26 protein-coding genes and 1 pseudogene are annotated in these 24,590 nt (G+C 63.8%); 14 read left to right on the forward strand and 13 right to left on the reverse strand.

Going from position 1 to position 24,590, the window contains the following annotated elements; all coding sequences use genetic code 11:
- Nucleotide 1 precedes the first annotated feature (1 nt).
- The 3 genes and pseudogenes from RTM68_RS06710 to RTM68_RS06720 all read left to right on the forward strand — a co-directional run bounded on the left by RTM68_RS06710 (nucleotide 2) and on the right by RTM68_RS06720 (nucleotide 2,791).
- Nucleotides 2-1,319, forward strand: a pseudogene (locus tag RTM68_RS06710) (L-serine ammonia-lyase).
- A 141-nt stretch (nucleotides 1,320-1,460) separates the two neighbouring features.
- Nucleotides 1,461-2,156 carry a hypothetical protein gene (locus RTM68_RS06715; protein WP_312169452.1) on the forward strand — a complete coding sequence of 232 codons (696 nt, stop codon included), beginning with the start codon at nucleotides 1,461-1,463 and terminating at the stop codon, nucleotides 2,154-2,156.
- 68 nt (nucleotides 2,157-2,224) lie between these two features.
- Nucleotides 2,225-2,791, forward strand: coding sequence for a dihydrofolate reductase family protein (locus RTM68_RS06720; protein ID WP_312169454.1), 567 nt, complete (start codon nucleotides 2,225-2,227; stop codon nucleotides 2,789-2,791).
- Nucleotides 2,792-2,878: 87 nt separating this feature from the next.
- Here the strand turns inward: RTM68_RS06720 and RTM68_RS06725 are convergent, their stop codons facing one another.
- Nucleotides 2,879-3,307: a gamma carbonic anhydrase family protein gene (locus RTM68_RS06725; protein ID WP_312169456.1), complete on the reverse strand. Its 429-nt coding sequence runs from the start codon at nucleotides 3,305-3,307 to the stop codon at nucleotides 2,879-2,881.
- Nucleotides 3,308-3,481: 174 nt separating this feature from the next.
- Nucleotides 3,482-3,871 (reverse strand): cupin domain-containing protein, encoded by a 390-nt coding sequence (locus RTM68_RS06730; protein WP_312169458.1) that lies wholly within the window; start codon nucleotides 3,869-3,871, stop codon nucleotides 3,482-3,484.
- A gap of 189 nt (nucleotides 3,872-4,060) precedes the next feature.
- Between RTM68_RS06730 and RTM68_RS06735 the strand changes: the two genes are divergently transcribed.
- Together RTM68_RS06735 and RTM68_RS06740 are read left to right on the forward strand one after the other, a co-directional pair.
- Nucleotides 4,061-4,648 carry a hypothetical protein gene (locus tag RTM68_RS06735; protein WP_312169459.1) on the forward strand — a complete coding sequence of 196 codons (588 nt, stop codon included), beginning with the start codon at nucleotides 4,061-4,063 and terminating at the stop codon, nucleotides 4,646-4,648.
- On the forward strand, nucleotides 4,648-5,163 hold the full coding sequence (locus RTM68_RS06740; RefSeq protein WP_312169460.1) for a sigma-70 family RNA polymerase sigma factor: 516 nt from the start codon (nucleotides 4,648-4,650) through the stop codon (nucleotides 5,161-5,163). Before RTM68_RS06735 ends, RTM68_RS06740 begins: the two co-directional genes overlap by 1 nt.
- 1 nt (nucleotide 5,164) lies before the next feature.
- On the opposite strand, the gene RTM68_RS06745 is transcribed toward RTM68_RS06740, so the two are convergent.
- Complete coding sequence (locus RTM68_RS06745; RefSeq protein ID WP_312169461.1) at nucleotides 5,165-5,626, reverse strand: hypothetical protein; 462 nt, start codon at nucleotides 5,624-5,626, stop codon at nucleotides 5,165-5,167.
- 74 nt (nucleotides 5,627-5,700) lie between these two features.
- Between RTM68_RS06745 and RTM68_RS06750 the strand changes: the two genes are divergently transcribed.
- From RTM68_RS06750 to RTM68_RS06765, 4 genes are all read left to right on the forward strand, one after another.
- Nucleotides 5,701-6,270: a TetR/AcrR family transcriptional regulator gene (locus tag RTM68_RS06750; protein ID WP_312169462.1), complete on the forward strand. Its 570-nt coding sequence runs from the start codon at nucleotides 5,701-5,703 to the stop codon at nucleotides 6,268-6,270.
- 75 nt (nucleotides 6,271-6,345) lie between these two features.
- Nucleotides 6,346-6,819: a hypothetical protein gene (locus RTM68_RS06755; protein ID WP_312169463.1), complete on the forward strand. Its 474-nt coding sequence runs from the start codon at nucleotides 6,346-6,348 to the stop codon at nucleotides 6,817-6,819.
- A 13-nt stretch (nucleotides 6,820-6,832) separates the two neighbouring features.
- Nucleotides 6,833-7,642 carry a GIY-YIG nuclease family protein gene (locus tag RTM68_RS06760; RefSeq protein WP_312169465.1) on the forward strand — a complete coding sequence of 270 codons (810 nt, stop codon included), beginning with the start codon at nucleotides 6,833-6,835 and terminating at the stop codon, nucleotides 7,640-7,642.
- A gap of 164 nt (nucleotides 7,643-7,806) precedes the next feature.
- Complete coding sequence (locus tag RTM68_RS06765; protein ID WP_312169466.1) at nucleotides 7,807-8,214, forward strand: DUF1428 family protein; 408 nt, start codon at nucleotides 7,807-7,809, stop codon at nucleotides 8,212-8,214.
- A gap of 10 nt (nucleotides 8,215-8,224) precedes the next feature.
- On the opposite strand, the gene RTM68_RS06770 is transcribed toward RTM68_RS06765, so the two are convergent.
- Nucleotides 8,225-8,605 carry a hypothetical protein gene (locus tag RTM68_RS06770; RefSeq protein WP_312169467.1) on the reverse strand — a complete coding sequence of 127 codons (381 nt, stop codon included), beginning with the start codon at nucleotides 8,603-8,605 and terminating at the stop codon, nucleotides 8,225-8,227.
- A 382-nt stretch (nucleotides 8,606-8,987) separates the two neighbouring features.
- Between RTM68_RS06770 and RTM68_RS06775 the strand changes: the two genes are divergently transcribed.
- Nucleotides 8,988-9,650 (forward strand): DUF4145 domain-containing protein, encoded by a 663-nt coding sequence (locus tag RTM68_RS06775; RefSeq protein WP_312169468.1) that lies wholly within the window; start codon nucleotides 8,988-8,990, stop codon nucleotides 9,648-9,650.
- A 54-nt stretch (nucleotides 9,651-9,704) separates the two neighbouring features.
- On the opposite strand, the gene RTM68_RS06780 is transcribed toward RTM68_RS06775, so the two are convergent.
- The 3 genes from RTM68_RS06780 to RTM68_RS06790 all read right to left on the reverse strand — a co-directional run bounded on the left by RTM68_RS06780 (nucleotide 9,705) and on the right by RTM68_RS06790 (nucleotide 11,912).
- A complete protein-coding gene (locus tag RTM68_RS06780; protein WP_312169469.1) occupies nucleotides 9,705-10,016 on the reverse strand; it encodes an SDR family oxidoreductase in 312 nt (103 codons plus the stop codon).
- The gene (locus RTM68_RS06785; RefSeq protein WP_312169470.1) at nucleotides 9,967-10,779 is read right to left on the reverse strand and encodes a hypothetical protein; all 813 of its coding nucleotides are present in this window, start codon (nucleotides 10,777-10,779) and stop codon (nucleotides 9,967-9,969) included. Before RTM68_RS06785 ends, RTM68_RS06780 begins: the two co-directional genes overlap by 50 nt.
- Nucleotides 10,780-10,919: 140 nt before the next feature.
- Nucleotides 10,920-11,912: an SDR family NAD(P)-dependent oxidoreductase gene (locus tag RTM68_RS06790; protein ID WP_312169472.1), complete on the reverse strand. Its 993-nt coding sequence runs from the start codon at nucleotides 11,910-11,912 to the stop codon at nucleotides 10,920-10,922.
- Between the two features lie 291 nt (nucleotides 11,913-12,203).
- On the opposite strand from RTM68_RS06790, the gene RTM68_RS06795 reads away from it, so the two are divergent.
- Nucleotides 12,204-13,571: a DNA cytosine methyltransferase gene (locus RTM68_RS06795; protein ID WP_312169474.1), complete on the forward strand. Its 1,368-nt coding sequence runs from the start codon at nucleotides 12,204-12,206 to the stop codon at nucleotides 13,569-13,571.
- Between the two features lie 45 nt (nucleotides 13,572-13,616).
- Here the strand turns inward: RTM68_RS06795 and RTM68_RS06800 are convergent, their stop codons facing one another.
- Nucleotides 13,617-14,438, reverse strand: a complete 822-nt coding sequence (locus tag RTM68_RS06800) for a TdeIII family type II restriction endonuclease (RefSeq protein WP_312169475.1) — start codon at nucleotides 14,436-14,438, stop codon at nucleotides 13,617-13,619.
- Between the two features lie 241 nt (nucleotides 14,439-14,679).
- Between RTM68_RS06800 and RTM68_RS06805 the strand changes: the two genes are divergently transcribed.
- Nucleotides 14,680-15,339, forward strand: coding sequence for a SinI family restriction endonuclease (locus RTM68_RS06805; protein ID WP_312169509.1), 660 nt, complete (start codon nucleotides 14,680-14,682; stop codon nucleotides 15,337-15,339).
- Between the two features lie 483 nt (nucleotides 15,340-15,822).
- Here the strand turns inward: RTM68_RS06805 and RTM68_RS06810 are convergent, their stop codons facing one another.
- Entirely contained in the window at nucleotides 15,823-16,371 is a 549-nt protein-coding gene (locus RTM68_RS06810; RefSeq protein WP_312169477.1) for an HNH endonuclease, read from the reverse strand.
- A gap of 74 nt (nucleotides 16,372-16,445) precedes the next feature.
- Nucleotides 16,446-17,732, reverse strand: coding sequence for a hypothetical protein (locus RTM68_RS06815; RefSeq protein ID WP_312169479.1), 1,287 nt, complete (start codon nucleotides 17,730-17,732; stop codon nucleotides 16,446-16,448).
- Between the two features lie 181 nt (nucleotides 17,733-17,913).
- Between RTM68_RS06815 and RTM68_RS06820 the strand changes: the two genes are divergently transcribed.
- A complete protein-coding gene (locus RTM68_RS06820; protein WP_312169480.1) occupies nucleotides 17,914-18,999 on the forward strand; it encodes a type I restriction endonuclease in 1,086 nt (361 codons plus the stop codon).
- 637 nt (nucleotides 19,000-19,636) lie between these two features.
- Nucleotides 19,637-20,233 (forward strand): HAD-IA family hydrolase, encoded by a 597-nt coding sequence (locus RTM68_RS06825; RefSeq protein ID WP_312169481.1) that lies wholly within the window; start codon nucleotides 19,637-19,639, stop codon nucleotides 20,231-20,233.
- Between the two features lie 544 nt (nucleotides 20,234-20,777).
- On the opposite strand, the gene RTM68_RS06830 is transcribed toward RTM68_RS06825, so the two are convergent.
- Genes RTM68_RS06830 through RTM68_RS06840 form a run of 3 tightly spaced genes read right to left on the reverse strand, consistent with a single transcriptional unit; the run spans nucleotide 20,778 to nucleotide 24,542 of the window.
- The gene (locus tag RTM68_RS06830; protein WP_312169483.1) at nucleotides 20,778-21,689 is read right to left on the reverse strand and encodes a metallophosphoesterase; all 912 of its coding nucleotides are present in this window, start codon (nucleotides 21,687-21,689) and stop codon (nucleotides 20,778-20,780) included.
- Between the two features lie 40 nt (nucleotides 21,690-21,729).
- A complete protein-coding gene (locus RTM68_RS06835; RefSeq protein WP_312169485.1) occupies nucleotides 21,730-22,752 on the reverse strand; it encodes a LacI family DNA-binding transcriptional regulator in 1,023 nt (340 codons plus the stop codon).
- The gene (locus RTM68_RS06840) at nucleotides 22,749-24,542 is read right to left on the reverse strand and encodes an iron ABC transporter permease (protein ID WP_312169487.1); all 1,794 of its coding nucleotides are present in this window, start codon (nucleotides 24,540-24,542) and stop codon (nucleotides 22,749-22,751) included. Before RTM68_RS06840 ends, RTM68_RS06835 begins: the two co-directional genes overlap by 4 nt.
- Nucleotides 24,543-24,590: the final 48 nt, after the last annotated feature.

The following is a 24,590-nucleotide window of genomic DNA, read 5'->3' on the forward strand; positions in this document are numbered from 1 at the left end:
TATCGGCCCCTCGTCGTCCCACACGGTGGGGCCGATGCGCGCCGGGCGCGACTTCGCGCGGCGCGTGCTGGCGCAGTATCCGTCCGGCATCCGTCGCGTCGAGGTGGTGCTGTACGGGTCGCTCGCGGCGACCGGGCTCGGCCACGGGACCCCGGATGCCGTGGTCGCGGGGTTGGCCGGTCTGGACCCTGAGACGTGCGATCCGGCGTCCGTGCGCGGCGCGTGGTCGGGGCATCCGGCGGGGTCGCCGTTGCTGTTCGGCGGTGCCGGTGGCGTTCGACAGCTCGGATGTCGTGCTCGACCCGTTCACGCGGCCGGAGGGGCACCCGAACACGCTCGTGATCCGCGCTTTCGGGGACGGCGGGATGTCGATCGCCGAGGAGACCTACCTGTCGGTCGGCGGCGGGTTCATCGAGCGCGTGGGTGGGGCCGTCGAGAGCGAGGTCGTCTCGGCGCCCGAACGCCTCCCGATGTTCCGCACGGCGGCCGAGCTGCTGGCGCTGTGCGGTGAGGAGCGCTCGATCGCCGACATCGCCCGGGCCGGCGAGTTCGCGCACCGGAGCTCCGAGGATATCGACGCAGGGCTCGACGCGATCTGGACCGCAATGCGCGGGTGCGTCGAGGCCGGGATGGATGCCGAGGGCACGCTGCCCGGTGGTCTCGGAGTGCCGCGCCGAGCGCGCCGCATGCGCGACAGCATCCTGCGCGCCGAGGAGTCCGGGCGCACCGTCACCGCCGACTGGCTGCAGGTGTTCGCGCTCGCCGTCAACGAAGAGAACGCCGGTGGCGGACGGGTCGTCACCGCACCCACGAACGGTGCGGCCGGCATCCTGCCCGCCGTGCTCATGTACTACTCGCGGTTCGAGCCCGGGGCGGATGCCGAGGGCGTGCGGACGTTCCTGCTGACCGCAGCGGCGATCGGCTCGCTGATCAAGGCGAACGCGTCGATCTCGGGTGCCGAGGGCGGATGCCAGGCCGAGGTCGGGTCCGCGTGCGCGATGGCGGCCGCGGGGCTGTGCGCCGTGCTCGGAGGAACCCCACAGCAGGTCGAGAACGCGGCCGAGATCGCGATGGAGCACCACCTCGGGCTCACGTGCGACCCGATCGCTGGGCTCGTGCAGATCCCCTGCATCGAGCGCAACGCCGTCGCCGCGTCGACCGCCGTCACCGCTGCCCGCCTCGCCCTGCACGGCGACGGCAGCCACGTGGTGTCGCTGGATGCCGTGATCGAGACGATGCGCCAGACCGGCGCCGACATGAGCGACAAGTACAAGGAGACGAGTCGCGGCGGTCTCGCGGTGAACGTCGTGGAGTGCTGATGCCCACGTCGCACGCGTCGATCTCTAGAGCGCCGTGCCCGCAGGTGAGCCTGATGGTGCTAGCTGTAGCCGGGATGCAGGCGATGACGCTGGACGAGCTTGTCGGGCTGCCGTGATTGGGAAGGATGTAGATTGCTCGGTGTGAGTGAATCCACTGAACTGATTTGGTCTCCACCTCCTTTTGTTCTCTTGGCTGATGATGGCACGCTCCGCCCGATTGAGGACGCGTTCATATTTCAGCTTCCTCTTTCGCAGACGTGGCGTCTACTCGACCTCCAGGACTGTGTGGCCGACCTCGACTCCGTCATTACGATTGGCGAGATCCTTGAGAAGCGCATAGACGGAGGCGACTTCGATTTCAATCTCTTCAACGCGTTGGTCATCGCCTACGGACGCGGGTTTCAGACCGGGAGGTCGAGGGAACCCAGCAACCCCAGAGCGAATCTTCGACCATATGTTGATCGGCTTTCCAAGGAGCAGAGACAGCGGCATGATGCCGTTATCGATATTCGAAACCGAAGGGTTGCACACTCGGTAGACAGCGGCCAGGCCGTCGTAACCGTGTCGTTCGGCCGAGACGGCGTTTTTCGCGGCCTTGGAGCGCTGCATACAGGACTACCTGTGGGGGCTGCAGACGTGCGCAGCGCGGTAGCGCTCGCAAAGTACTTCCGTGATCTAGCAGACGCAGAAAGTGCGGAGCTGCGGTCGGAGCTGGAACGCGAGTGGGGTGGTCGGTCACTGACAGCTGAGCAACTGGAAACGGCAGAGCAGAATCTGGCGATGTACTTGGAGGCTGCCGCAAGCGCCGCTGGGGCACCCGTCGAAGGCGCGGGTTGACCCTCGGTGCCAGTTTCGCTCAACCTGTCCTACCACCACCACCGCCCGCATCGAAGGAGATCGGCGAGATGAGACCACTGCGCTACTCGATCAACGTCACGGTCGACGGCTGCGTGCACCACGAGGCGGGGGTCGCGCCCGACGAGGAGCTGATGGGCTTCTGGACCGCCGAGATGCAGCGGGCGGATGCCGTGCTCTACGGCAGAACCACGTACGAGATGATGCAGTCGGCCTGGCGTCGCCCGGCATCCGGAGTGTGGCCCGACTGGATGGACGAGTGGGAGATCCCGTTCGCCGACGCCATCGACCGGGTGCCGAAACACGTCGTGTCGAGCACGCTCGACAGGGTCGACTGGAACGCCGAGCTGATGCAGGGCGATCTGGGCGATGCGGTGCGCGCGCTCAAGGCGCAGCCGGGTGACGGGCTGTCGGTCGGCGGCGTCACGCTGCCGCTCGCGTTGGCCGAGCTGGGGCTGATCGACGAGTACACGTTCGTCGTGCATCCGGTACTCGCGGGGCACGGTCCGCGGTTGCTGGAGGGACTGAGCGAGCGGGTGCGGCTCGAACTGGTGGAACGGCGGGAGTTCGCTTCGGGGGCGGTGATGCAGCGGTATCGGTCTCCGGGCGGTTCCTGAGCACGCTGGGAACAAGGCTCACCCTCTACCGCCGAGTCGGGTTCGACTCCACCCCGATCAACTGGTCACGGCCACCGAGAATGGCCGTCAGCGCTGATCGAGGGCGACGTCGTCGTGGTGGTGGCCGTAGAACTGCGATTGGCTGCGCATCACGTCACGCATCGACACGTCGTTGCCGACCCCATAGACGGTGCCGACAAAGTCCAACTTCCGTTGAATCTCCCAGATCTCGTCGTGGCGTTCAGCCGGCAGAATGTGGGCCGGGTTCCCCACGGCGACCCAGCCGATCGGCACGACCATGCCAGGACCGACGGTGGTGTTCACCTGCACGACGCCGTTGATCCGCACCTCGGCACCTGCACCGATCACACTCCCTGGGAACAGTGATGCGCCGGTGGCGATGAACGCCTCGTCTTCGACGGTGCTGCCGTTGATGTGCGTGTGGGGGCCGACCATGACGGCGGTTCCCACCACTGCCGGGTGTGTGGCCCTGCCCCGCACGAGGGCGTGCTCCATGATGACGGTGTCTTCGCCGATGGACACGAACCCGTCTTCACCGCTGAGGACCGCACCGTGGAGTACGCGAGCACCGGCAGCGACTCTGACGTCACCGATGAGCATGGCTGACGAAGCCACGTATGCGTCCGGATCGACCGACGGTTCGAGGTCGCGGTGTCGAATCAGCATCCGTCACTCCCGATCAGATCGGTCATCGTCGCCCAGTTCGCGAAGGGGCGAGGTCATGTCCCCTCCGGCGTCGCCGGTGTTGACCGTTCCCTGCGGCTCGAACAGCAGCGCCTGAACCTCGTTCTCCGCCTTGGGGCAGTGCTCGACACCCTTGGGGACGACGAAGATGTCCTGAGGCCCGAGAACGACGTCGCGATCACGGAGCTGAATCGTCAACTCGCCGCTCACGACGAAGAAGAGCTCGTCTGTGTCGGGATGCGTGTGCCACACGAACTCGCCGTGAATCTTGACGACCTTCACGTCGTAGTCGTTGATGCTGGTCAGGCGGTGGGGCTGCCATGGATCCGAGATGGTGGACAGAGCCGCCAGCACATTGTGAACGTCGTTACTCATGGCTCCACCGTAACGATTCCGCCTTCTGGGTCTTCTCACCCAGTCAGGCCCCCGGGGATGCAGAGGTATCGGCCGCGTCTGTGAGCGCGCCGGGGGCAGAATGCCCGGCGAGTTTCAGGCAGCTCGGACAACACGCAGCCGTGCGGACATGTACTGCACAAAAGACGTCCGTGAGAAAGGCTTGCACTGATGAACGACAGTGAACTGGGAGCGCTCCTGCGCGAGGCCGCGCCGCAGGTGACGGCGCACCACAACCTCGATGCTCACAGCACACGAATCATGCACGAGGCCAAGGCGCGTCGAGGACGAGGCATGCGCTGGGCGGTCGGAGCGATCGCCGGCATCGTGGCCATCGGCGGCGGCTCGGTCGCGATGGCCGGGGGCGGCAATGAAACGCCGTGGGGATGGGTCGCCGACAATGTCTTCAACATCGAGGGCGCCGACGGCTCGGCCTGTTTCCAAGGCTTCCTGGTCAAGTGGGAAGGCCTGGCCGAAGACGACCCCATCGTGCAGGACGCGAAGACGATCGTCGACACGATGGATCTCGACGCACTCGATCTCACGGCTGCAGAGGCGGCGGTGCGCGACGACTACGCGAATGCGGTCGACGAAGACGGTGAGCTGAGTCCGATCGAGGCCAGCGATACCGAGATCACGCGCGATGCCGTCAACCGCGTCGTCGCCGAGACGCTGTTCGCTGAACTCGAGGCTCGCGGGCATGAGATGTCGCCGGGACACGAGGTCAGCCTCTACTCGCAGTCGACGGAATGCCGTTGATGGGCGGCGATGAATCAGCGGCTCTGTTCGAGGCCCTCATACGTCGAAACGGCGAGGATCTGTCTCGCTACTTTCAGCGACGGCTTCTGAACGCATCCGACGCTGCTGAGGCCTATGGCGAGTTGCTCCTCACCGCGTGGAAGATCAGGCGCAAGATGCCGGCCGATGAGCTCGATGCCCGGATGTGGCTGTTCGCCACCGCGCGGAACGTGCTGCTGAATTCGCGACGCTCGCTCGCCCGTCGCTCAGCGGCCGTCCAACGGTTCATCAACGATGCGCGGTCGATGCATTCGGTGTCTGACAGCGACGTCCTGTCAGTCGAGGTCAGGGAAGCGATCGAGTCGCTCAGCGCCGATGATGCCGAGCTCGTGCGGCTCGTCTACTGGGACGGTCTGCGTTCGCATGAAGCGGCGGCCGTGCTGCGGATCAACCCGTCGACCGCCCGATCTCGACTGTCGAGCGCGAAACGTCAGATCCGCGCGAGGCTCGAAGCGACCTCCAAGGCGTCGACGTGAGTCACGCGGACAGGCGTCTGCGCCTGATCACGAGGGCAGCGAACCCCGCATAGGCGCCGAAGATCGCGACGTACCCGAGGACGAGGATCCATGGCCCGGGGCCGTTCTGGTACCACCAGGCCACGTAGAACAGGAACGGCACGCTGCCCAGAGCTCCTCCGAGGCCCGCGCCAGCGCTGACCTTCCAGCCACCTGACCCGTCGGTCGCGTTCGTCGACATGACCCTGCCGATGTATGCGCCGAGCGCTGCGGTCAGACCCGAGACGATGCCCGTGATGACCGTCGGAATCATGATGATCGGCACGAGCCAACCGATGGAGGCTCGTGAGTCTGGCAGGTGAGGGAGCAGCATCACCACCTGCACGGCCGCCATCACCGAAGGGAAGAGCACGAAGCCGAAGACAGTGAGGGCGAGGGCCGGAACGCGTTGTGCGGATGTCTCGCCGGCCACAGATTCCCCCATGAAGGGACTCTAGCCTCCATGGCGCCGCCACCACCGCGGAGAGTAGCGGTCTCCCACCTGAGTAGCCTTGTCTGGTGCCCCGTCCCCGAAGTGAAGCCGCGCGCCAGTCGGTGCTCGAGGCGATGCGCGCCGCCGTCGTGGGCGGGTCATACGAGGCCGTGACGATCGAGGGGCTCGCAGAGTCGGCGGGCGTCGCGAAGCAGACGATCTACCGGTGGTGGCCGTCGAAGGCGGCGATCCTCGGCGAGGCGCTGCTCGAAGGCGAGCTGCCTCTCGCGGATGCATCCGTCGCGACGAGCGACGACATCCGGGCTGACCTGCATGCGTGGTTCTCGGCGATGTCTGCAGGGCTCGCGACGCCCGAGGGTGTGGCGCTCGCCCGGGCACTGATCGCGGTGACCGCCACTGACCATGAACTCGGGCTCGCGCTGAACGAGCGGCTCGCGGCGCCGATCCGCTCGTGGGTCGCCGAGCGGATCGCGCGCGGACAGGTCGATGGACAGGTGCGGGCAGACGTGGATGCCGACGCGATTGCCGACCAGCTCATCGCCATGGCATCGTATGCGGCGTTGATCGGTCAGCCGTTGAGTGCGGAGCGGGTCGAAGAGACGGTGACGCGGTTGTTGCGGGGTATCGCGCGGTAGAGGTCCTTCGTTCTGCTCGTTGCGAAGCGGTAACGACGCCATTCTGCGGCCAGGCCAGCCGATATGTTGAGGCCGATGAAAACTCCACTGCGCCTCGCGGCAGCTCTCGCTGCCGTCTTCCTTCTCGCCTCCTGCAGCGCACCTGCCGCAGACTCGACGGCAGACTCGACGTCAGCACCTACCGAGCAGGTTGAACAGGTCGAGGAGGTCGAAGAGGCTCCCGAGCCCGTCGATCTGAGTGGAGAGTGGAAGCAGACGAACTCCGGCGCTGAAGACAGCTTCCAGTCGGCCACCATCACCGGGCAGACCATCGAAGTCTTCTGGAACAGCCCCGATATGCAGGCGATCTACTGGGCCGGAACGGTCGAGGTCCCGGCCGATGGATCGACGTCGTTCACGTGGGACTCCGTGAACGACAAGACCAAAACGGACAACGCTCTCATGGCGTCAAGTGATGACACGAAGACCTTCACCTACACCGACGGTGAACTGTCGTATGAGCTCACGGCTCTCGGCACGACGATGACGGTCCGCCTCGCAAAACAGTGATCGGCGTGCTCTGATGCTCACGCTCGATTGGATTCTCCGAAGCGCCGATATCCGGTCTGAGGATGCCATGGTGATTCGTCACGCCTATGTGCGTGAACACGAGGACACCGGGCTTCACGGCATCCATGCGGATTCCACCGACGATGAGATCCTGTATTACACGAGTCGGCAGAGCGCGAAACAACGAGTCTTCCCCGTCATGCCTCCGCGATACTGGGTTGTCTTCATCCGTGAGGATGGCGGGCGTGCTCGATTCTGGTCGGTCGTCGAGAACCACGGTGAGACCTGGAACGACGGCAGGCAGCGCGCGTTTACCCTGACGGTGTCGGAGCAGATGGCCGACATGCGAAACAGGCTCGTCATCGGCTGGAAGTCTCCACGAGCCTGGTGGATCAACGGTGTGACGGCCGCTCCGTACCCCGTCTTGGAGATCGCAGATGCGAAGCCGATTCCGTTCCCCGGATTCGATGGCCTGGTTCTCGACTACCCCCAGCTTCAGGCGGTCATGCGGGATCACCGGTACGCGTCATGGCGCACCGCACTGGCTTCGGTGAAGGGGATCTACCTCATCGCTGATACTCGAGACGGTCGTCACTACGTGGGTAAGGCCGATGGGGCGGAGAGCATTCGTCAGCGTTGGGCGGTGTACGCGTCCAACGGGCACGGCGGCAACGTCGAGTTGCGGAACCTCGAACCATCGACCTTCCGTTACTCAATCCTTCGAGTCTTCGATCCGGCTACGCCTGAGCGAGATGTCAATGAGGCCGAGGATCACTACAAGCGTGCGCTCGATTCGCGCCGCTGGGGATTGAATCGCAACTGAGTGCGGCCCGCGTGCGAACCCGAGATGGTGAAGCGCTGAGCGCGTCGAGGAGACGGTGACGCGGCTGCTGCGGGGTATCGCGCGGTAGGCCAAGTCTGGCGACAATAGGGAGTCCGTCGACCGGCCCTCGCCGCGGGTGCTCGACGCTGACGACGGGAGCTGAGATGGTCATCGCCGATATCACCGTCGTTCCGGTGCCGACGGAACGCAAAGCCACCTACCTGGACTTCTCGACGCGGATGGCGAAGGTGTACCGCGATCACGGGGCGATCAGCGTCGTCGACTACTGGCAGGCGGGCGCGACCGACCCTGCTGACTTCCATGCGGAGGGCACGTCATACGAAGCTGGCGAGCTCCACAGCATCGCCGACCTCGTGGGAACGAGTGCCGGAGAGTCGGTCGTCGTGACGATCACGACCTGGCCGTCGCGCGAGACGCGTGACCGCGGGACGGCTGCCGCCACGCAGGATCCTCGTGTTCTCGAGACGTTCGATGAGGAGCCCGTCTTCGACGGCGGTCGCGTGATCGGCGACAGCTTCGAGATCGCGATGACCGTCGCGCAGGACGAGTGACGGAAGGCGGTCAGGGGGTGCAGTAGGCGACCATCGCGTCGGTCGCCGTGCGCAGCTCGGTGGATGCCGCATCCATGCCGCTGACGTCGCCTGCGATGGCCTTCTCGCCCTCGGTGGCGAACGCGTTGATGCTCGTCGTCCAGGCATCGCGGAGGGTGGCGAACTCCTCGGGGCCGTCGATCGCGCGGATCCTCTCGGCGACGGCTCGCACTTCCGTGAGCGCCGCCTGCGCAGCCTCGGGCGTCGGCGAGCTGACGCTCTCCATAACTCCGGCCACCTGCACGGCCTCTGCCGCGACCTGGCCGCAGGCTGCGAGGGTCGACGCCTGCGAGCACCCGGAGAGCAGCAGGATGCCGACGGCGAGCGACGCGAGCGCGGGGAGCTTCTTCATGGGAGCCAGGGTACTGAGGGGAGATGTGAGGGCGAGGCTTGGCGCGGGTTCAACGCAGTCGTCGTTGGGGAGGTGGCTGGTAGGCCGCGGCTCATACGCAGGTTCGCAGTGCCGCTGAGTGGAACGCAGGGGCGGCTACTGGGAGTTCAGCGTTTCGGGATTCGCTCGTCGCCAGGCATTGCTTTGACGCCCCGAGCCCAGTGTGCAACGACTTCATCGCCGTAGGATCAAAAGCGATCAGATGCCCCCACAGCACTGGCAATATCCGCCATCGACTCTACTCGAGACTTCGTGACGCCCGACAGGTCGACATCGAGACACGCGCTACATTTCCCCTCTCGCTCGGAGCCAAACGGTCGCCCACCGCCGATAGCATGTGCGCATGCTCTCAGGCACATGCGCATTTTGCGGCAATCAGACTCATTTCACCGCCCGCACCGGGCGTGTCAACAGCGATCGCTTAGATTCCGACGGCTACACGTACAGGCTGGAGGTTGCCGCAACATGCGACGCGTGCCAACGGTTCAATACCGCTAATGGGGTTAGCAAGAATGCTCAGCGTGTCCTGGAGTACGGCAAGATCCTCACGGCAGCGGAGGCCGTAAGCGAGGGAGAGGCAATGCTCATTTCGTCGTGGTCGCCCCCGCCGATGCGCCCCGTGGACACCGCCTTCATTCCCGACGGCGTAGCGGGATTCTTCAGAGAGGCGCAGGACGCTTTCAGTATTTCTGCGTACAGAGCAGTGCTTCTCCTCGTGCGCAGCGTCATCGAAGCGACAGCCAAAGATCGCGGTATCGAGAGCGGCTCGCTTGTGAGCAAGATCAACCAGCTTGATGAGCAAGGTCACATCCGACGTGGCACGAAAGACATGGCGCACGCGCTGCGCATCCTTGGAAACGACATGGCACACGGGGACATCGATGATGTACCCACTCAGGAGGATGCGGATGACGCGCTTGTCATCGCCCGGTTTGTCCTAGACGACGTCTACGTCGCTGACGCCCGCCGCGCTGACATGATGGCCCGTCGCGCGCCAGGCAACTGACTCAACCGCGACGCAGCGAGACGCTTGGCAATCGCGACGGTTGGAATCGCCTGCTTAAACGAGGCCAGCCGACCGGGAGCTGTACTCCAACATGTTCGGGGGCTTCGGGGTGCCGGTGGCGACGCCGCCCGGAGCGACGGAGGTCACGCGGATGCCCTCCGGTCCGCACATGAACGCCGCGGCCTTCGTGACGCCGATGGTGCCGTGCTTGCTGGCTGTGCATGCGTTGCCGCGCCGGCCCCTCACCTGTGGTCGACCGGCCGTCGCAAGGGAGACGGCGTGACCGCCGTTTACTCGCCGCGATGCGAGGACAAATCTATCCGGACGAATCGTCTCGGGGTTTGGGGTTCTGCTCGTCCCGGTCATCAGCTTCGTCGGTGACAGATTGTAGTGGGCGGGCGTACGGATCAGTTGCCGAGATGAGACCCAATAGCTCGCCTAGTACCGCTCTGTCTCTAGTTTCACGTTCCGTCCGTGCGGAGCGGAGAGATTCCAACTCTTCCAATTCTTCGGCAGGAAAAACGCCGGATTTCGCCCAGCTGACGAGTGTGGTTCGAAGGCGATTCGTGAACTGCGTCGCGTAGTTGTACCTGACAAAGTCTTCGTGGTGCAACCGTTTCGTAGCGGTCACGGCTGCGACGTCGATGAGATGGTCCGCATAGTCGTAAATCGTCGCCGCGCCGTCGATCAGGCTTGACTGGAACGTTATGCCGAGCCCTCGCCATGCATCGCGAGCAGGGGTCCAGTCTTCATCATCGGGAAGAGCCCGTTCTACCCTGATGGCTGCTTCCGCGAGGGACTGAGCCATGGTCACGCGAGCATGACGCTCCCGCTCCTTGACCTGTTCCGAGCGCAAGGCATCATCACGAGCGTCCTGCATTTCTCGAACCCGAGCCTGCTCGTTTCGGTCTGCTTGCCGAAGTTCTCGTGCTCGCTCCTCCGCCTCGATACTCGCATCGATTGTCTTTTGCGTAGCAGCCAACGAAGCGGCCACGCTAGCACGGATGGTCCAAACCATAACCAGAATGGCGAGCGCACTGGAGGCGATCACTTCCCAAAACTGGAAGCTGTCGTCCCAAGCCACGCAGATGGCAGGGGCGAACATGAGACACCAATCCATCGAGGCCACAGCCCCAATCTATATGCCTCTTCCCTGCATATGCGTTCACAGGGGACGTGCTGAACAGGAGGGATGCATGACGCATAGATGACCGGCGTGACAGTAAGCCCCTGCCGTTCGGGTCGGCAGGGGCGTGGTCATCGCGGTGCTTACTGCACCGACCATCCGCCATCGGATGCCAGCACGGCACCGTTGATGTTCACGCCGTCGTCCGACAGCAGGAACGTGATCGACGCGGCGAGCTGCTCGGCGGTGGCAACCGTCGGGATCGCCTGCTGGAACGGGGCAAGGCGACCGGAGCCGTACTCCGACATGTGCGGGGGCATCGGGATGCCGGTGGCGACGCCACCTGGAGCGACGGAGTTCACGCGGATGCCCTTCGGTCCGTACATGAACGCCGCGGACTTCGTGACGCCGATGATGCCGTGCTTGCTGGCCGTGTAGGCGTTGCCCGACGCGTTGCCGCGCAGGCCCGCTTCGCTCGAGACGTTGAGGATCGAGCCGCGGCCGGCCTTCTCCATGATCGGCAGCACCGCGCGCATGAGCTTGAACGGGGCGGTGAGGTTGATGGCGATGACGCGGTCCCAGACGGCATCTGTCGTCTCGCCTGCGGGGGAGAAGTCGTCATTGATGCCGGCGACGTTCGCGAGGGCGTCGATCGTGTCGCCCGCGGCGTCGATGACGGCGTCGATCGCATCCTGTTTGGTGAGGTCTCCGGCGACGGTGGTGATTTCGGCATCCGGCAGCTCGGCCTTCAGGGCGTCGAGCTTGTCAGAGGCGATGTCGGACGCGATGACGCGTCCGCCTTCACGGGCGATGCGGGTGGCGGTGGCCTTGCCGATTCCGGACGCCGCGCCCGTGACGATCACGGTCTTGCCAGCGAAGCGGGCTCCGGTTGGAACCTCGGGGGCTACCTCCTCGTCGGGGAGTTCCCCGCCGTTGGCTGCGCGGACGAGGTCGTCGACGACGGACTGCGGCATCGCGCCCTGGCTCATCGCGACGAGCTGCTGCAGTGGCAGTCCGAGCACGGGGGTGAGGAGCTCGGGGTCGGCGCCCGTCTGCTGGAAGAGTCCGCGGATGAGCGGCCCGCCGGTCGGGTCGTTCAGCCAGTCGCCGATGGTGGAGTGTGCGGTGAGGGCCATGGTCGAGCTCCTTGAGGCTGGGGTTTCGCAACGGTGCGTCTACTTATGAGTTAGTGTACGCCGGATGCACCATTACCGACTGGAACGGACTGTCAACGTGAATGTCGTCTTCGTCTGTGCGATCAGTCTTCGGCTGAGTCTCGCATTGCTCCAAGACAGCGGGCAGTGCGGGCAAGACGCGGGCCGCAATCGGCCGGGCCTCCACCGCGGTTGGCTCGCACCACTGCGAAGCGCTGGACACGCCTGTCGTGGTTGACGTTCGCTAGTTGGCTCTGGAATAGACTGAGTTTCGTGGAAGAAACACACGCCAGACCAAATGATCTCATGGACGTCGATCGCGCCGCGGTAACGCTGAGAGTGACGCCGCAGCGAGTTCGTGCGCTTGCGCGCGCAGGTGTTCTCGCGGGGCGGCAGCTGGGGAGGACGTGGCTGCTCGAGAGCCGCGCCGTCGAGCAGCACGCGGTGGACACGGGCGTGGCGGTGCGACCCTCCGTCCCCGTGGGTGGGGACACAAATCTTAAGGTCATGAGCTTCTTTTCCGGCGCGATGGGGCTCGATCTTGGCATGGAACGGGCCGGCCTTCAGACGGTTTTCGCGAGCGACGTTGATCTTTGGTGCCGAGCCTCTATTCACGCGAACAGGCCCCAACTCCCGGTGATCGGTGATGTATGGAAGTACTCGCCTGAAGAGATGCTTCAGCTGGCGGGCCTCGAAGTCGGCGGGGTCGACGTAGTTGCAGGGGGGCCGCCCTGCCAGGCGTTCAGCACGGCGGGGAGAAGAAAGGGCATGTCCGACACGCGAGGAAACGTCTTCCTGCGATTCTTGGACATCATTCGCGAGATCAGGCCCAAATACTTTGTCATTGAGAATGTGCGAGGACTACTGTCGATGGCGGTAGCTCGCGGTTCTACTCATAATGGCGTTGAAATACCTTTCGAATACCAATCTCGTGCAGGAGTGATTGGATACGTGACGCGCATTATGGAAGCAGCGGGGTACGTAGTCTCGTTTAACCTCTATAATGCAGCGAACTATGGTGCGCCGCAGAAGCGGGAGCGTGTGGTTATCATCGGTTCGCGTGATGGCGAGCGGGTTCCGCACCTGCAGCCAACTCACGCTGAGGCGGGACAACTTGGCCTACCTCGGTGGAGAACATTTCGAGAGGCCGTAGCCGGGATCACTCAACATGATCATCTCGAGTTTCCCGCGTCGAGGCTGAAGTACTACCGCATGCTGGGTGATGGGCAGTATTGGAAAGACCTCCCGAGCGAGGTGCAGCGTGACGCGATGGGGCGTTCCTTCGATAGCGGCGGCGGAAAAACGGGTTTCTATCGACGCGTCGCTTGGGATAAGCCGTCACCGACGCTCGTTACGTCACCTACGATGCCGGCCACTGACCTTGCTCATCCAGAAGAGCTTCGTCCGCTGAGTGTGCAGGAGTATGGTCGCCTGCAGGAATTCCCTGATTCTTGGCGGCTGGAGGGGCCAGTCAAGGAGCAGTATCGACAGCTGGGGAATGCGGTCCCGCTTTCGCTCGGCGAGGCCATCGGCCGTTCTCTCGTGGCACACAGCCAGGGCGCACAGCCCGCGGAGTACCCGGATTTCCCGTATTCGCGTTACCGAAACACCAGCGAAAAGGATCTTTTCCAAGTGAAGTGATCATTTTTACCTGCGGGAGCGTGAGGCTGATCCCCCCCGCAGTCGCTATATGTCGGGTGCTGGTGGGACAGAATCCGGAATGCGGCCATCGTAATCTGCCGCTACTCGATTCCCGTATGCGAGCACGTCGGGGCGAGTGATGTGACCAGCTTGTGCCGCAATGCTAAGGATCTCACCATAGGTGCCACCGCCACCTAGTGCGTCCCAGTAAGCGCTGCCCACCAGAACGGGCGGATCATTCACGAGGTCAAAAAGTCGAGCTGCGGGCCCCCAAAAATAATCCTCTGGCTCTTCGCCGAATGGATTGTAATATAGCCCGAAATGCACTTCTCGATCTTGGTCTTCGGTGGCCAGATGCAGAAGGTCGAGCTTCGCTTGCGCAGTCTGGTCGATATTGGGCATGACTGTCTTGATGCTCGCGAAATGATGTACTCCTGACTCTTCCCAGTGCAAATCCGAGATCACACGTCGAGTGTCGGGAACGCCGAACGCCCCTGCCGTCCGCATACGGGCTAGGTCGTGTGACCAATTCGGCTTGTAGCCCGACCCCGCAGTTCGCGCTTCCCGATTGATTCTCTCAGCCTCATCCCACTGGGTAGTTGTGAGAGTCACTTGGGTCTCATGCTGATTGCTCGCTGCGGTTGCACCAGCCCCTACGCACACTAGCCTCGAGATCTTTTCGATTACCGATTGACCGAACGAAGTTGAGAAGGAGCGCTCCAACCGACTCCATGCGATAGCTTCAGGCGTCAGCAAGGCAGCGTGGAAGGGCCGCAGCGTGTCGGTCGACTCGAGCCGACCTAGGGTACGTCGGATGCAACTGACAAATTCGTCGAGAATCTCTGACCTGACCTGGGCGTCAATCATGCGCCTAACTCTATCCCCTTGGCTTGTCGTCGGCGCGCCCTGTCAGCAAGTGGGAGCACTCAGTGTCGGGTCGACGGCGTTCGCGAGGTGCGTCGATCCGATCGGCGTGTACCGGGCGACCCGACTTTCGCTTCGTGACAGGTGGTGGGGGTCATATATTGGATGTTGCACTCGGCCGATGGGCGAGCGACCGAGGTCAGGGGGGAACATGCCAGGTGTAGATGAAGAAGCCCGAGTGGCGATGATCGAACATGCGCCCGAGTTGGTCGCGCATTTCGAGAAGATCGTACTTTTTCTCCGCGACAATCCCGATGTAGCACCGAAGTTTCAGGGGAAGAAGCCGCCCAGCTTTGGAACCCCTCCTTACCTTGACAAGCTCGCTCAACGCTTCGTGCGCGGGATGGAACCGAGAAACCTGCCTGAACCGGCTACGGCTCCCGACCCGGCCGTGGCGGTCGTGATGGAGCATGGGTTCCAAGTAACAGCCGATCTACTCGCGGCTCAGATTCAAGCCCATCGACGCGCGATGGTGGCCGAGAATGCTGTTGGGAGTCTTCTAGAGCGATATATCTTCGCGAAGCTGGGGGACGACGATTGGGTGTGGTGCGCCGGCGAGACCGTGCGGTTCATCGATTTTATTCGTCCCAGCCGACGCGCGGGTCTGAAATGGGAGTCGCTTCAGGTCAAGAACCGAAGCAATTCTGAAAACTCAGCGAGCGCTTCAGTTCGTTCTGGCACGGATGTTCAGAAGTGGCATCGGACTTCTTCGCGGACGGGGCGCACGCAATGGGAGAGTTTTCCGTTTCGCAACGGCGATTCCTCGCTGAGCGAAGATGGATTTCTGGAATTTATCATCGATGATATGCGGAGTATTAGGATCCGCGCTGGCAATTCCGCTTGACATGGTCACGGTTCGCGGCTGAGCGCTTGATCGCTCGCCGCGGCCGTGATCGCGTGTGGCTGAATCTTGGGGCTGTAAGCCGAGCGCTAAGCTCGGTGAGAGCGGGAACTAGACAAGAGTCGGCATGCCGAGGTGGCTAGCGTCTGTTGTTCCTTGCAGTTGCCTGTGCTTGACGTGCCGCTCTCCGTCGCGGTTCCGCCCGCAGATGTTCGCTGACGTGCGTCATCGTGTTCGTCCGGAGTGATGCGGAGAACCTTGCCGAGTTCGTGGCGCTGGTTGATAGTGGGGTGCTCGCGCTGCAGGTTACTCCGCGCATCCCCCCTCACCGAGCTTCCGGCGCTGCACACGTCAGGGGGCTGACGAACCGATCACGGCGAAGGTCATCGTCATCCCGTGACTATCGGCACTTCGATCACCGCATTTGCCCCGGGCGCGCAGTGGTCGCGCATCCGAAGCAAGCCGCGAATGATCGGGGTGGCTGCTTCAGTCGAGCGCGGCGCGCTGCTCGGTATACGCCGCTCGGACCCGTACTCGGATCTCCTGTGCTTCCTCGTCGGCTACGCGCATGAGTTCCAGGAGCTTCCTGTGGTGGGCCCAATGCATCTCCCACAGGTCGACGCCAGCGGCTGCTTCGAAGTCGATCTTTATAGGAACGCCGCGGTCCTCGTACTCCTGCAGTCTCGCTATCCGCTCCTCGATGTCAGCGATGCCCCGAGCCGTTGGGGATAGACGAGCGGTGCTGCGCATCCAACTGAGCCAATGCTTGTTGCCCTTGCTCTGGTTGCACTTGCCGCACGCCGGTACGAGATTGTGGATCTCCGAGATATACCCCGTGGGTCGCTGCTTTTCGACGAGAGGGCGGAGGTGATCCCACTCCGTGCTTGTGTCGCCGCAATACGAGCAGGTGATTCGTTCGAGCATCCCCAGGATCTCAAGAGCCTCGCGAACCTCGGCTTCTGACGGCACGACGACGGGGATCACACCGTTCACGAACGAGTTCGTGATGCTCGAACTGCGTCCGGTGATGCGCACGGGCTTCGGCATGGCGAACTGCCCGATGTACGTCATGGCGATTGCGTCACCGTGGTCGGCTGTAGGGGTGTCGTTCACTCGTGGGGCTCGTCCTTCGAACCGCGCCGCCGGAACGTGCGGCCGGCGAGACCTGCAAAGGATCCTGCGATCTCCTTCGCCTTGTCGACGCCCTCGGTGCCGACACGAGCGGCGGCGCCGACACCGTCGGCGCCGATCCGGCGGGCTGCACCCACTCCATCGCCGCCTGCTCTAAGCAGACCGTCCCGGGCGTCAACAACCGCCGACGCCCAGCGCCGCGACTCCAGCGATTCTGCGGCGGCCTCGATGCCGACGCGCGTGTGGAAATCACCGACCGCAACAGCGACTTTGTTTCGCGACCGCACGATTGTCGGCGACTCGATCGGGTTGAGAAGGACTTTCGAGTTCGCGATCGAGGCCGCCCCATCCATCCGGTCGAGGAGCTGTCGAGTGGTGCGCGCGATCAGATCTGCGCGGTTCCCTCGGGCCGTCCGCAATGCGACTCTATGCTGATCGAGTTCTTCCGGCGACGATTTGAAGACCCTGTCGAGCTCGATTACTCCCATCGCCTCCTGCAGGTAGAAGCAGTGCGCGAGCACGGCTAGCCAATCCTGCACTTGGCGGTCGGCCTTCTTTGACGCGTCGGCGAGGTCGCTCACCGACTTGCTCTCAAGCTTCTCGGCGAGCGCGTCGATCTGACGCAGTGCATACGCCTGAGTGCGGGCGATCGTCATCGAGCTCCCTTGCACCTTGGACCAGGTCACTTCAGAGACGCCTCCGACTTCCTTGCGAATCGTCATCGCCTCTTCGAGCATCATGTCGACGCCGATCATGTCAGCGAGGACCGCGTCCTTCTGGGCTCGTAGGACGTCGTCGACCTTCTCGTCGATGATGGCGAGGTAGTCCGTGATTTCGTCCATGGTCTGCTGCATCGCGACCTGAGCCATGATCCCTGCAACCCCGGCGAGCATCGCCGGGTTCGTGAGCATCGCCCCTGGCGTCTTGAGGAACTGGAGGTTCTCCGCAAACTGTCCGTTGGGTGCTCGAAGTGTGGCATGCAGGTTACCGGTCGATGAGTTAGTCACCTTGGGCAGCTTCTGCGCGGCCGTCCACGACTCTTCCGTGAGTTTCATCCAACGGCCCGAGTTCGTGGCAACCTCAGAACCGGCCTTGGTGACTGCGGCGCCTCCGCCGAAGATCGTGCTCAGCCTGGGCAAGTCCAACTCGCGAGACTCGAGTCCATTCGACGTCAGGAACATCTCGATCGAGGATGACGACCCGATCAGGGCGATCCCATCTCCGTCACTGACAATCTCGATCTCGCTCAGGTCTGCGTCGCCCATAGATCTTGCCTTTCCGTTGCGGCCCACCGGTGGGCACATCTTTGATCATGACGCACTCGCGGTTGATCGGGGCTGAATCAGTTGTGTCAAACGCCGACGGATGACTCCGCCGGCGCTCCCGATGTCCCGGCATTCCGCTATCGTCTGGATGAATGCGTGTTCAACGATGAGCGGAGTAACCGTGGAGTTCTCGGAGCGTCTCGATTCCCTGGCAACCAAGGTGAAGAACCAGGCAACGGCAATCGGGACAGAGGAGGCGACGAAGAACGCCTTCGTGATGCCGTTCATCTCGACCATCCTCGGATACGACGTGTTCGACCCGCTGGAGGTCGTCCCGGAGTTCACGGCGGACGTGGGAACCAAGAAGGGCGAGAAGGTCGACTACGCCATCATGCGCGATGGCGAAGTTCAGATCCTCATCGAGTGCAAGCCGTCGATGGGCGCCCTCAAGATCGAGCACGCGTCGCAGCTGTTCCGCTACTTCGCGGTCACCAATGCCCGGATTGCAGTCTTGACGAACGGCGTCGTCTGGCACTTCTACACCGATCTCGATGCACCGAACCGAATGGACGCCAAGCCGTTCCTCGTCCTCGACCTGCTGGATATCGACGAGACTCTCATTCACGAGATTCAGAAGCTCAGCAAGGAGAGCTTCGACCTGGACTCGATCATCAGCGCTGCGGAAGAGCTCAAGTACATCGGTGCGCTCAAGCGAGAGATCGCCGCGCAGTTCCGTGAGCCGAGCGACGAGTGGATCAAGTTCTTCGCGACCCGCGTGTACGAGGGGTCTTACACCCAGAAGGTTCGTCAGCAGTTCACGACGCTCGTGAGCAAAGCAGCGCAGCAGTTCCTCACCGAGCGGGTCAACGACCGCCTCAAGACTGCGCTTGGGGTCAGCGGTATCACCCACGCAGAGGTAGCTCCGACCACGACGAGCGCGGAGGTCGTTGAGGCAGACCTCGACCGGGACACCGAGATTGAGACGACTCTTGAGGAGCTCGAGGGGTATCAGATTGTGAAAGCCATCGCGTGCGGCGAGGTGAAGCCGCAGCGAGTGACCCACCGAGATGCGAAAAGCTATTTCGCCGTCCTGCTTGATGACAACAACAGGAAGCCAGTGGCTCGCCTCCATTTCAACGGCAAGCAGAAGTACCTCGGCCTGCTCGACGAAAGCAAGGTCGAGACTCGGCATCCGATCGAAGAGTTGGACGAGATCTATGCTCATGCCGACGGTATTCGAGAGGCCGTTCGACGGTATAAGGATTGAAGGTAGTCGGACCGCGACTATCACCGAGAGGGTGCTCGTGCATCGAGTGTGCGCGTGGAGCTGTGACTCTCGGACTCGTCCTCGAACCTCCAAACGATCGTGATCATGCGAATTGCGAGCGTGTAACGGGACCTCGCAAAGAGCTCGAGGAGTTCCCCAGCCCGGAATCGGCCAGGTAGAGGGTTTTCGACTTCGAGTAGTGGCTGAGCGTCCGCTGGCTTGACATCGATTCGGTCGACGATGATTGCTCGTTCAGAGGTGTTTCGGATGGTCCACAAATCGCCAGATCCCGGCTTCGGTACACTCCATGCCTTCGGCCTATGCGCCTGAGCTACCACCTCTTGAGCGTCGGCGATGCGCTGCCACGCGGCATTGGACTTCTCCGCTAGTGCGGCCGCCTGGGCGCTGGATTTCTTCGCCTCGTCACGAGCCCGTCGAGCATCAAGTGCGTGCCAGATGGCGACCCCAGCTGCGGCGATCGCAGCGATGCCGCTAATGAGACCAATGACGTCACCAGTGTCCATCTCGCGATCATAGGGACCGTGCGAGTGTTTGTGCTTGGTTCGGCGCGAATCTGTCGTCGCTATCGGCTGTCCTATCTCCACGCCGCTGCGATGTCGACCGATATCGTGATCCGATGCCTTCCATCCGTTCCGTGCTCTTCGACCTCGATGGAGTCGTCCGTCACTTCGACGCCGAGACGGTTGCGAGCATCGAGCGGGCCCACGAACTCGAACGCGGTTCGATCGACGCCATCGCCTTCGCTCGACATCACCTCGAACTGGTGACGACCGGCCGCATCTCTCGCCGCGAGTGGGTCGAGCGCGTCGGCGTCGAGCTCGGCAACGCCGAGGCTGCTGAGGCGTGGGGGAGTCAGCCCTTCCATGTCGACGAGGAGGTGCTCGGTCTTGTCGATGAACTGCGAGCGAGCGGCATCCGCACTGCCATCCTGACCAACGGGACCGACACGATTCCAGACGAGATCGCTTCGATCAACCTCGGCTCCCACTTCGAGGCCGTCTTCAACTCTGCGGAGATCGGGAGGACGAAGCCCGACGTGCGGGCGTTCCGGCACGTGCTTGACGCGATGCAGCTCGCACCCCAGGAAGTGTTCTTCACTGACGACTCCGCCAGCAAGCTCGCCGGCGCAGAGATGATCGGCATGCCTGTGCACCATTTCGAAGGAGCCGCAGGGCTTCGGGCCGCGTTGCGAGCCGCGAACGTTCTCGACTGACCACAGGCATAGCCTGCCTGATGTGATCAACGGAGTCGAGGAGGTTTCTGGGTGAAGACTTCAGGGACTCATCCGGGGTCGAGGTTGATGGTGCTCGGCCTGGCGGCATCAATCGCCATGCTGACCGCGACCAGCCTGACGGCATGCGCGCCTGCATCGGACCGTTGCTTGCCTGCGCCACTGGAGGCGTCGTCGACGGGAGTTCGCCCGGGTGGGTCCCTAACGGTCAAGAGTGAAGCCGCTGAGTGTGATCTCGGGTACGAGGATGGGACTGCCTACTCAATCGTCGTGATTTCGTCCTCGGGAGAGAGATCCGAAGAAGTTGACGTCCCCGTCGAGGGAGACGGGAGCTTTTCGACTGAGGTCGTCGTTCCCGAGTCCTTCCCCGCCGGAGAAGCGTCGGTAGTTGTCAGCGGGAGCAGTTATGACGACTGCGGTGACGACTCCGGGTCGTGCGCTGTCCATAGCGTCGAGGTCACAGTCGAGCACTGAACCGTTTCGTCTCGCTCGGCTTCGCCGGGCTCGCTCAACGACCGGGGTGGAACTAGACCCGCTCCCGCCAGGTGATCCCCCGCCCGGCGATCCGCCGCCCGGCCTCGTCCGCGGCGACCGGCTCCCCGACATCCGCCCCGACCTCGAGCCCGACGACCGAGTGCACGATCGTCCCGTCGTACACGTGCACGAGGTTGTAGCCCTGCGCAGCATCCTGCCCGCGCGTAGCTCCGACGGGCTGCGCCAGATCCTGCCCATACGCGCTCGATGACGCGGCCGCCACCGGAATTCCCGCGAACGTCCCGAACGACGGGTGATGCACGTGCCCTGACAGGATCCCCCGCACATCCGACCCGGCGAGCACGGCAGCCAGCGCCGCCTGCTCCCGCAGCTCCACCGTGACCGCAAGGTCGAGCACCGTCGGCAGCGGCGGGTGATGGATCAGCAGCAGCGAACCCTCCGGCGCCGGCGTAGCCAGCTCGGCTGCCAGCCACGAGAGCTGCGCTTCATCGACCCGCCCCCAGTGCTGACCGGGAACCGTCGAATCCAACACGATCACCCGCATCCCGCCGAACCACCGCACCTCGACCACAGCATCCGAAGAGCGACCTGCGGTACCGGAAACCGGCGTTTCCACCGATAGCCCCAACTCCGCCCGCATCGCCCCGCGCTCGTCATGGTTGCCCATGGCCCACACGACCTCACACCCCAGCGCTTCCACAGCCGGCAACACCAGCTCGCGTAACCGCCGATATGCCGAGGCATCCCCGCGATCCGCGAGATCCCCGGTGAACAAGAGCGCGTCGGGGCGAAGCCCGGAAGCAACAAGCCGCGACAGCACCGAAGACAGGTTCGCATCGGCATCCGCCCCACTCCCATACAGCGGCGAGCGTTCGCCGGGAAGGTGCGTATCGGAGATGTGCACGAAGGTGTGCGACGGGCGAGAGTGTTCGGTGAGGATCATTTCTCTTCCAGTGAGACGACGTACAGGTACAGATGAGAAGTCAGATGTCGGCGGCGGTCGATCCGGGCACGAGGGTTCCGACGAACGGCTGCCGCACGGTGGGCACGGCATCGGCATCCGAGCCCGAGAGCAACCGCTGCATGGTCTCCACCGCCGCGGCAGCAACCGCCTCGACCGGAATCCGCAGCGTCGTGAGCCCCAAGAGGTCAGCACCGGGCAGGATGCCGTCGCACCCCGTCACGCTCACATCGCCGGGCACAGCAAGACCTTCAGAACGCAGAGCGCGCATGACTGCGAGCTGCCGATAGTCCGACGCGCACATCACCGCCGTGGCTCCGGCACGCACGGCATCCAGTGCCTCAGCGACTCCGTCGGTCGGCGCGGCCCCCGCCGACACCAGCGTCACCGTCGCCTCGCCGGCGACGAGCGTCGACTCCATCGCCGTCGCTCGCAGATGCTCGGGGAAAGACACCGACGCATCGCCGGCGAGCACGACCACCCGACGGTGCCCCAGCGACAGCACGTGCGACGCCAGCAACTGTCCATGCGAGGGATCGTCATAGTGCGCGGTGTGGATCCGCTCCGCCGTCTCGACCCGCCCCGCGCGCACGATCGGCACCTGGTCGGCGAACGGCTCGAGCTGCGCGGCCGTGATTCCACCGGTCGCGACTATGAGCCCGGCGACCCGCATGCCGAGGAGTCGGCGCAGCGCGTTGACCTGCTCGGCGCCCTGCACGTCGGCGCCGATCGTCACGGTCACGAGGTCGAGGCCGCGCCGGTGCGCCTCATCCTGCAGCCGCGAGAACAGCAGACCGTAGGCCGGGTTGCTCGCGTCGCGCAGCATCAGCCCGACGGTGCCGGTGCGCCCGGCCGCGAGCTCGGCGGCCATCGTGTTGCGCACGTATCCGAGGCGCTCGGCCTCGGCGAGAATGCGCTCCTGGGTCTCGGGAGCGAATCGCCCCTCGCCCTTGAGCGCCCTGGTCGCGGTGGCCCGGGAGACTCCGGCGGCCGCCGCCACATCGCTGATCGTCACCCGCAGTGCGGGCCGCTCGTCAGAACTCACGCGCGAGCCTTCTTGCTCTTGCGGGGCGCTCCGCCGCGCGAACCTCGTCCATACACGAGATACATGGTGACACCCATGATGATCATCAGCAGTACTGTGTAGACGAACGTGATCGGCATCGCGTCGAGGTTGTTCTCGCCGCGCGTGCTCTCCTGAATAGCCACACCGAGCGGCTTGAACAGCGGGTGGTAGAGGAAGATCGCCGCGTCGTAGTCGTCGAGCAGGCTGTTGAAGTTCAGCGCCGTGATCGCCGCGGCCGTCGGCAGCACCAGCGGGATCAGCACCCGGCGGAACGTGGTGAGCGACTTCGCCCCGAGGATGCGCGAGGCGTCTTCGAGCGAATCGGGCACCGACGCGAACCCGGCCTTGAGCAGGCGCAGCGTGAACGGGATCTTCACGCAGATGTAGGCGATGAGCAGCAGGATCGGCGTGCCGGTGAGCACGATCCCTCCGACGATCGCCCGCGGCTGGTCGAACGCGGTCACGAGGGCGAGCGCGATCAGCACGATCGGCAGGATCCACGGGATATGCAGCACGTACTCGATCGCGGTGGTCAGCAGGTTGCGGTGCTTCTGCAGCATCCGCGCCACGAACAGCAGCCCGCCGACCACGACGATCGACGCCACGGCGCTGTAGACGACGCTGACGATGAACGGACGGATCGCCGCGGCACTCGAGAACACGGTGATGTAGTTGTCGAGCGTGAAGCTGTCGAAGGTGATGGATCCGGCGAGGATGCTGCGCGCATCGACGAACGAGAAGATCACGATCAGCACGACCGGGATCAGGTAGATCACCCACAGCAGATACGCGACGACGTGCACGACGACGTTCGCGAACGGGTTGCGGATCCTCTGCTTCTGGATGGGCGTCGCGACCTTGGCGACCGAGAAGTACACGCCCGACTTCTCGAAGCGGTTCATCACCGCGAGCAGGATGATCGTCGCGATGCCGAGCACGATCGCCAGGAGCGCCGCGATGTCACGCGTGATGGGGCTGCGCGACAGGTCGATGATGAGCGGCGCGACGGTCTGGAAGTCGGGCCCGCCGAGCACGAGGGGAGCGGTCAGAGCGCCGAGTCCGATGAGGAACGTCAGCACGGTGACGGCGAACAGCATCGGCTTCATGACGGGCAGCACGATGCGGCGCAGGATCGTCCACGTCGAGGCGCCCATGAGCTTCGCGGCCTCGATCGACGCGTAGTCGACCTTGCCGAGCGACGACGACAGGAACAGCATGTGGTTGGTCGTGGTCGCGAACGTCATCACGAAGACGACGGCGAAGTATCCCGAGAACCAGTCGCGGTCCATGTCGGGCCACCAGTTGACCATCATGTTCGTGAAGAACCCGAACCGGCCGTAGATGAAGTTGTATCCGGCGGCCAGCACGATGCCGCCGTAGATCAGCGTGGTGGCGTAGCCGAGCCACAGGATCTTCGCGCCGCGCACCTGGAAGTACTTCGTCACCAGCACGATGAACACACCGACCACGTTGACCGTGATCGACAGGGTGATCGCGAGCAGGAAGCTGTTGCCGAGCGTCTTCAGCGCACGCTCGCTGCCGAACAGCTTCTCGACGGCACGGATGCTGAACTGCCCGTCGGGGAAGAACGTGACCCCGAGCAGGGCGGCGTTCGGCAGCACGAGGAAGGCCGCCGCGAACCAGATCACGATGATGCCCGTGATCCAGGCGAGCGGTGAGCGGAGCATCGCCCGCACGCTGCCCGGGCGACCTCTCTTGCGGAGCCGCGGTCCCGCCGTCTGACCCTCGACGACAGCGGTGGTCGTCAAGGAGCCGGCTTCTCCGGTCACGGCCGCTGAGGGCGGGACCGCGGGGCT

It is taken from the genome of Microbacterium sp. (assembly GCF_031988965.1).
Classification (GTDB): Bacteria; Actinomycetota; Actinomycetes; order Actinomycetales; family Microbacteriaceae; genus Microbacterium.

Excerpts from the sequence above, each read along its gene's own strand:
- RTM68_RS06815 (WP_312169479.1), bottom strand. The coding sequence starts at position 17,732 with ATGGGCGACGCAGACCTGAGCGAGATCGAGATTGTCAGTGACGGAGAT.
- RTM68_RS06720 (WP_312169454.1), top strand. The coding sequence starts at position 2,225 with ATGAGACCACTGCGCTACTCGATCAACGTCACGGTCGACGGCTGCGTG.
- RTM68_RS06825 (WP_312169481.1), top strand. The coding sequence starts at position 19,637 with ATGCCTTCCATCCGTTCCGTGCTCTTCGACCTCGATGGAGTCGTCCGT.
- RTM68_RS06800 (WP_312169475.1), bottom strand. The coding sequence starts at position 14,438 with ATGATTGACGCCCAGGTCAGGTCAGAGATTCTCGACGAATTTGTCAGT.
- RTM68_RS06735 (WP_312169459.1), top strand. The coding sequence starts at position 4,061 with ATGAACGACAGTGAACTGGGAGCGCTCCTGCGCGAGGCCGCGCCGCAG.
- RTM68_RS06730 (WP_312169458.1), bottom strand. The coding sequence starts at position 3,871 with ATGAGTAACGACGTTCACAATGTGCTGGCGGCTCTGTCCACCATCTCG.
- RTM68_RS06765 (WP_312169466.1), top strand. The coding sequence starts at position 7,807 with ATGGTCATCGCCGATATCACCGTCGTTCCGGTGCCGACGGAACGCAAA.
- RTM68_RS06775 (WP_312169468.1), top strand. The coding sequence starts at position 8,988 with ATGCTCTCAGGCACATGCGCATTTTGCGGCAATCAGACTCATTTCACC.
- RTM68_RS06790 (WP_312169472.1), bottom strand. The coding sequence starts at position 11,912 with ATGGCCCTCACCGCACACTCCACCATCGGCGACTGGCTGAACGACCCG.
- RTM68_RS06725 (WP_312169456.1), bottom strand. The coding sequence starts at position 3,307 with ATGGAGCACGCCCTCGTGCGGGGCAGGGCCACACACCCGGCAGTGGTG.
- RTM68_RS06770 (WP_312169467.1), bottom strand. The coding sequence starts at position 8,605 with ATGAAGAAGCTCCCCGCGCTCGCGTCGCTCGCCGTCGGCATCCTGCTG.
- RTM68_RS06830 (WP_312169483.1), bottom strand. The coding sequence starts at position 21,689 with ATGATCCTCACCGAACACTCTCGCCCGTCGCACACCTTCGTGCACATC.
- RTM68_RS06760 (WP_312169465.1), top strand. The coding sequence starts at position 6,833 with ATGCTCACGCTCGATTGGATTCTCCGAAGCGCCGATATCCGGTCTGAG.
- RTM68_RS06780 (WP_312169469.1), bottom strand. The coding sequence starts at position 10,016 with ATGACCGGGACGAGCAGAACCCCAAACCCCGAGACGATTCGTCCGGAT.
- RTM68_RS06745 (WP_312169461.1), bottom strand. The coding sequence starts at position 5,626 with ATGGGGGAATCTGTGGCCGGCGAGACATCCGCACAACGCGTTCCGGCC.
- RTM68_RS06805 (WP_312169509.1), top strand. The coding sequence starts at position 14,680 with ATGATCGAACATGCGCCCGAGTTGGTCGCGCATTTCGAGAAGATCGTA.
- RTM68_RS06755 (WP_312169463.1), top strand. The coding sequence starts at position 6,346 with ATGAAAACTCCACTGCGCCTCGCGGCAGCTCTCGCTGCCGTCTTCCTT.
- RTM68_RS06740 (WP_312169460.1), top strand. The coding sequence starts at position 4,648 with ATGGGCGGCGATGAATCAGCGGCTCTGTTCGAGGCCCTCATACGTCGA.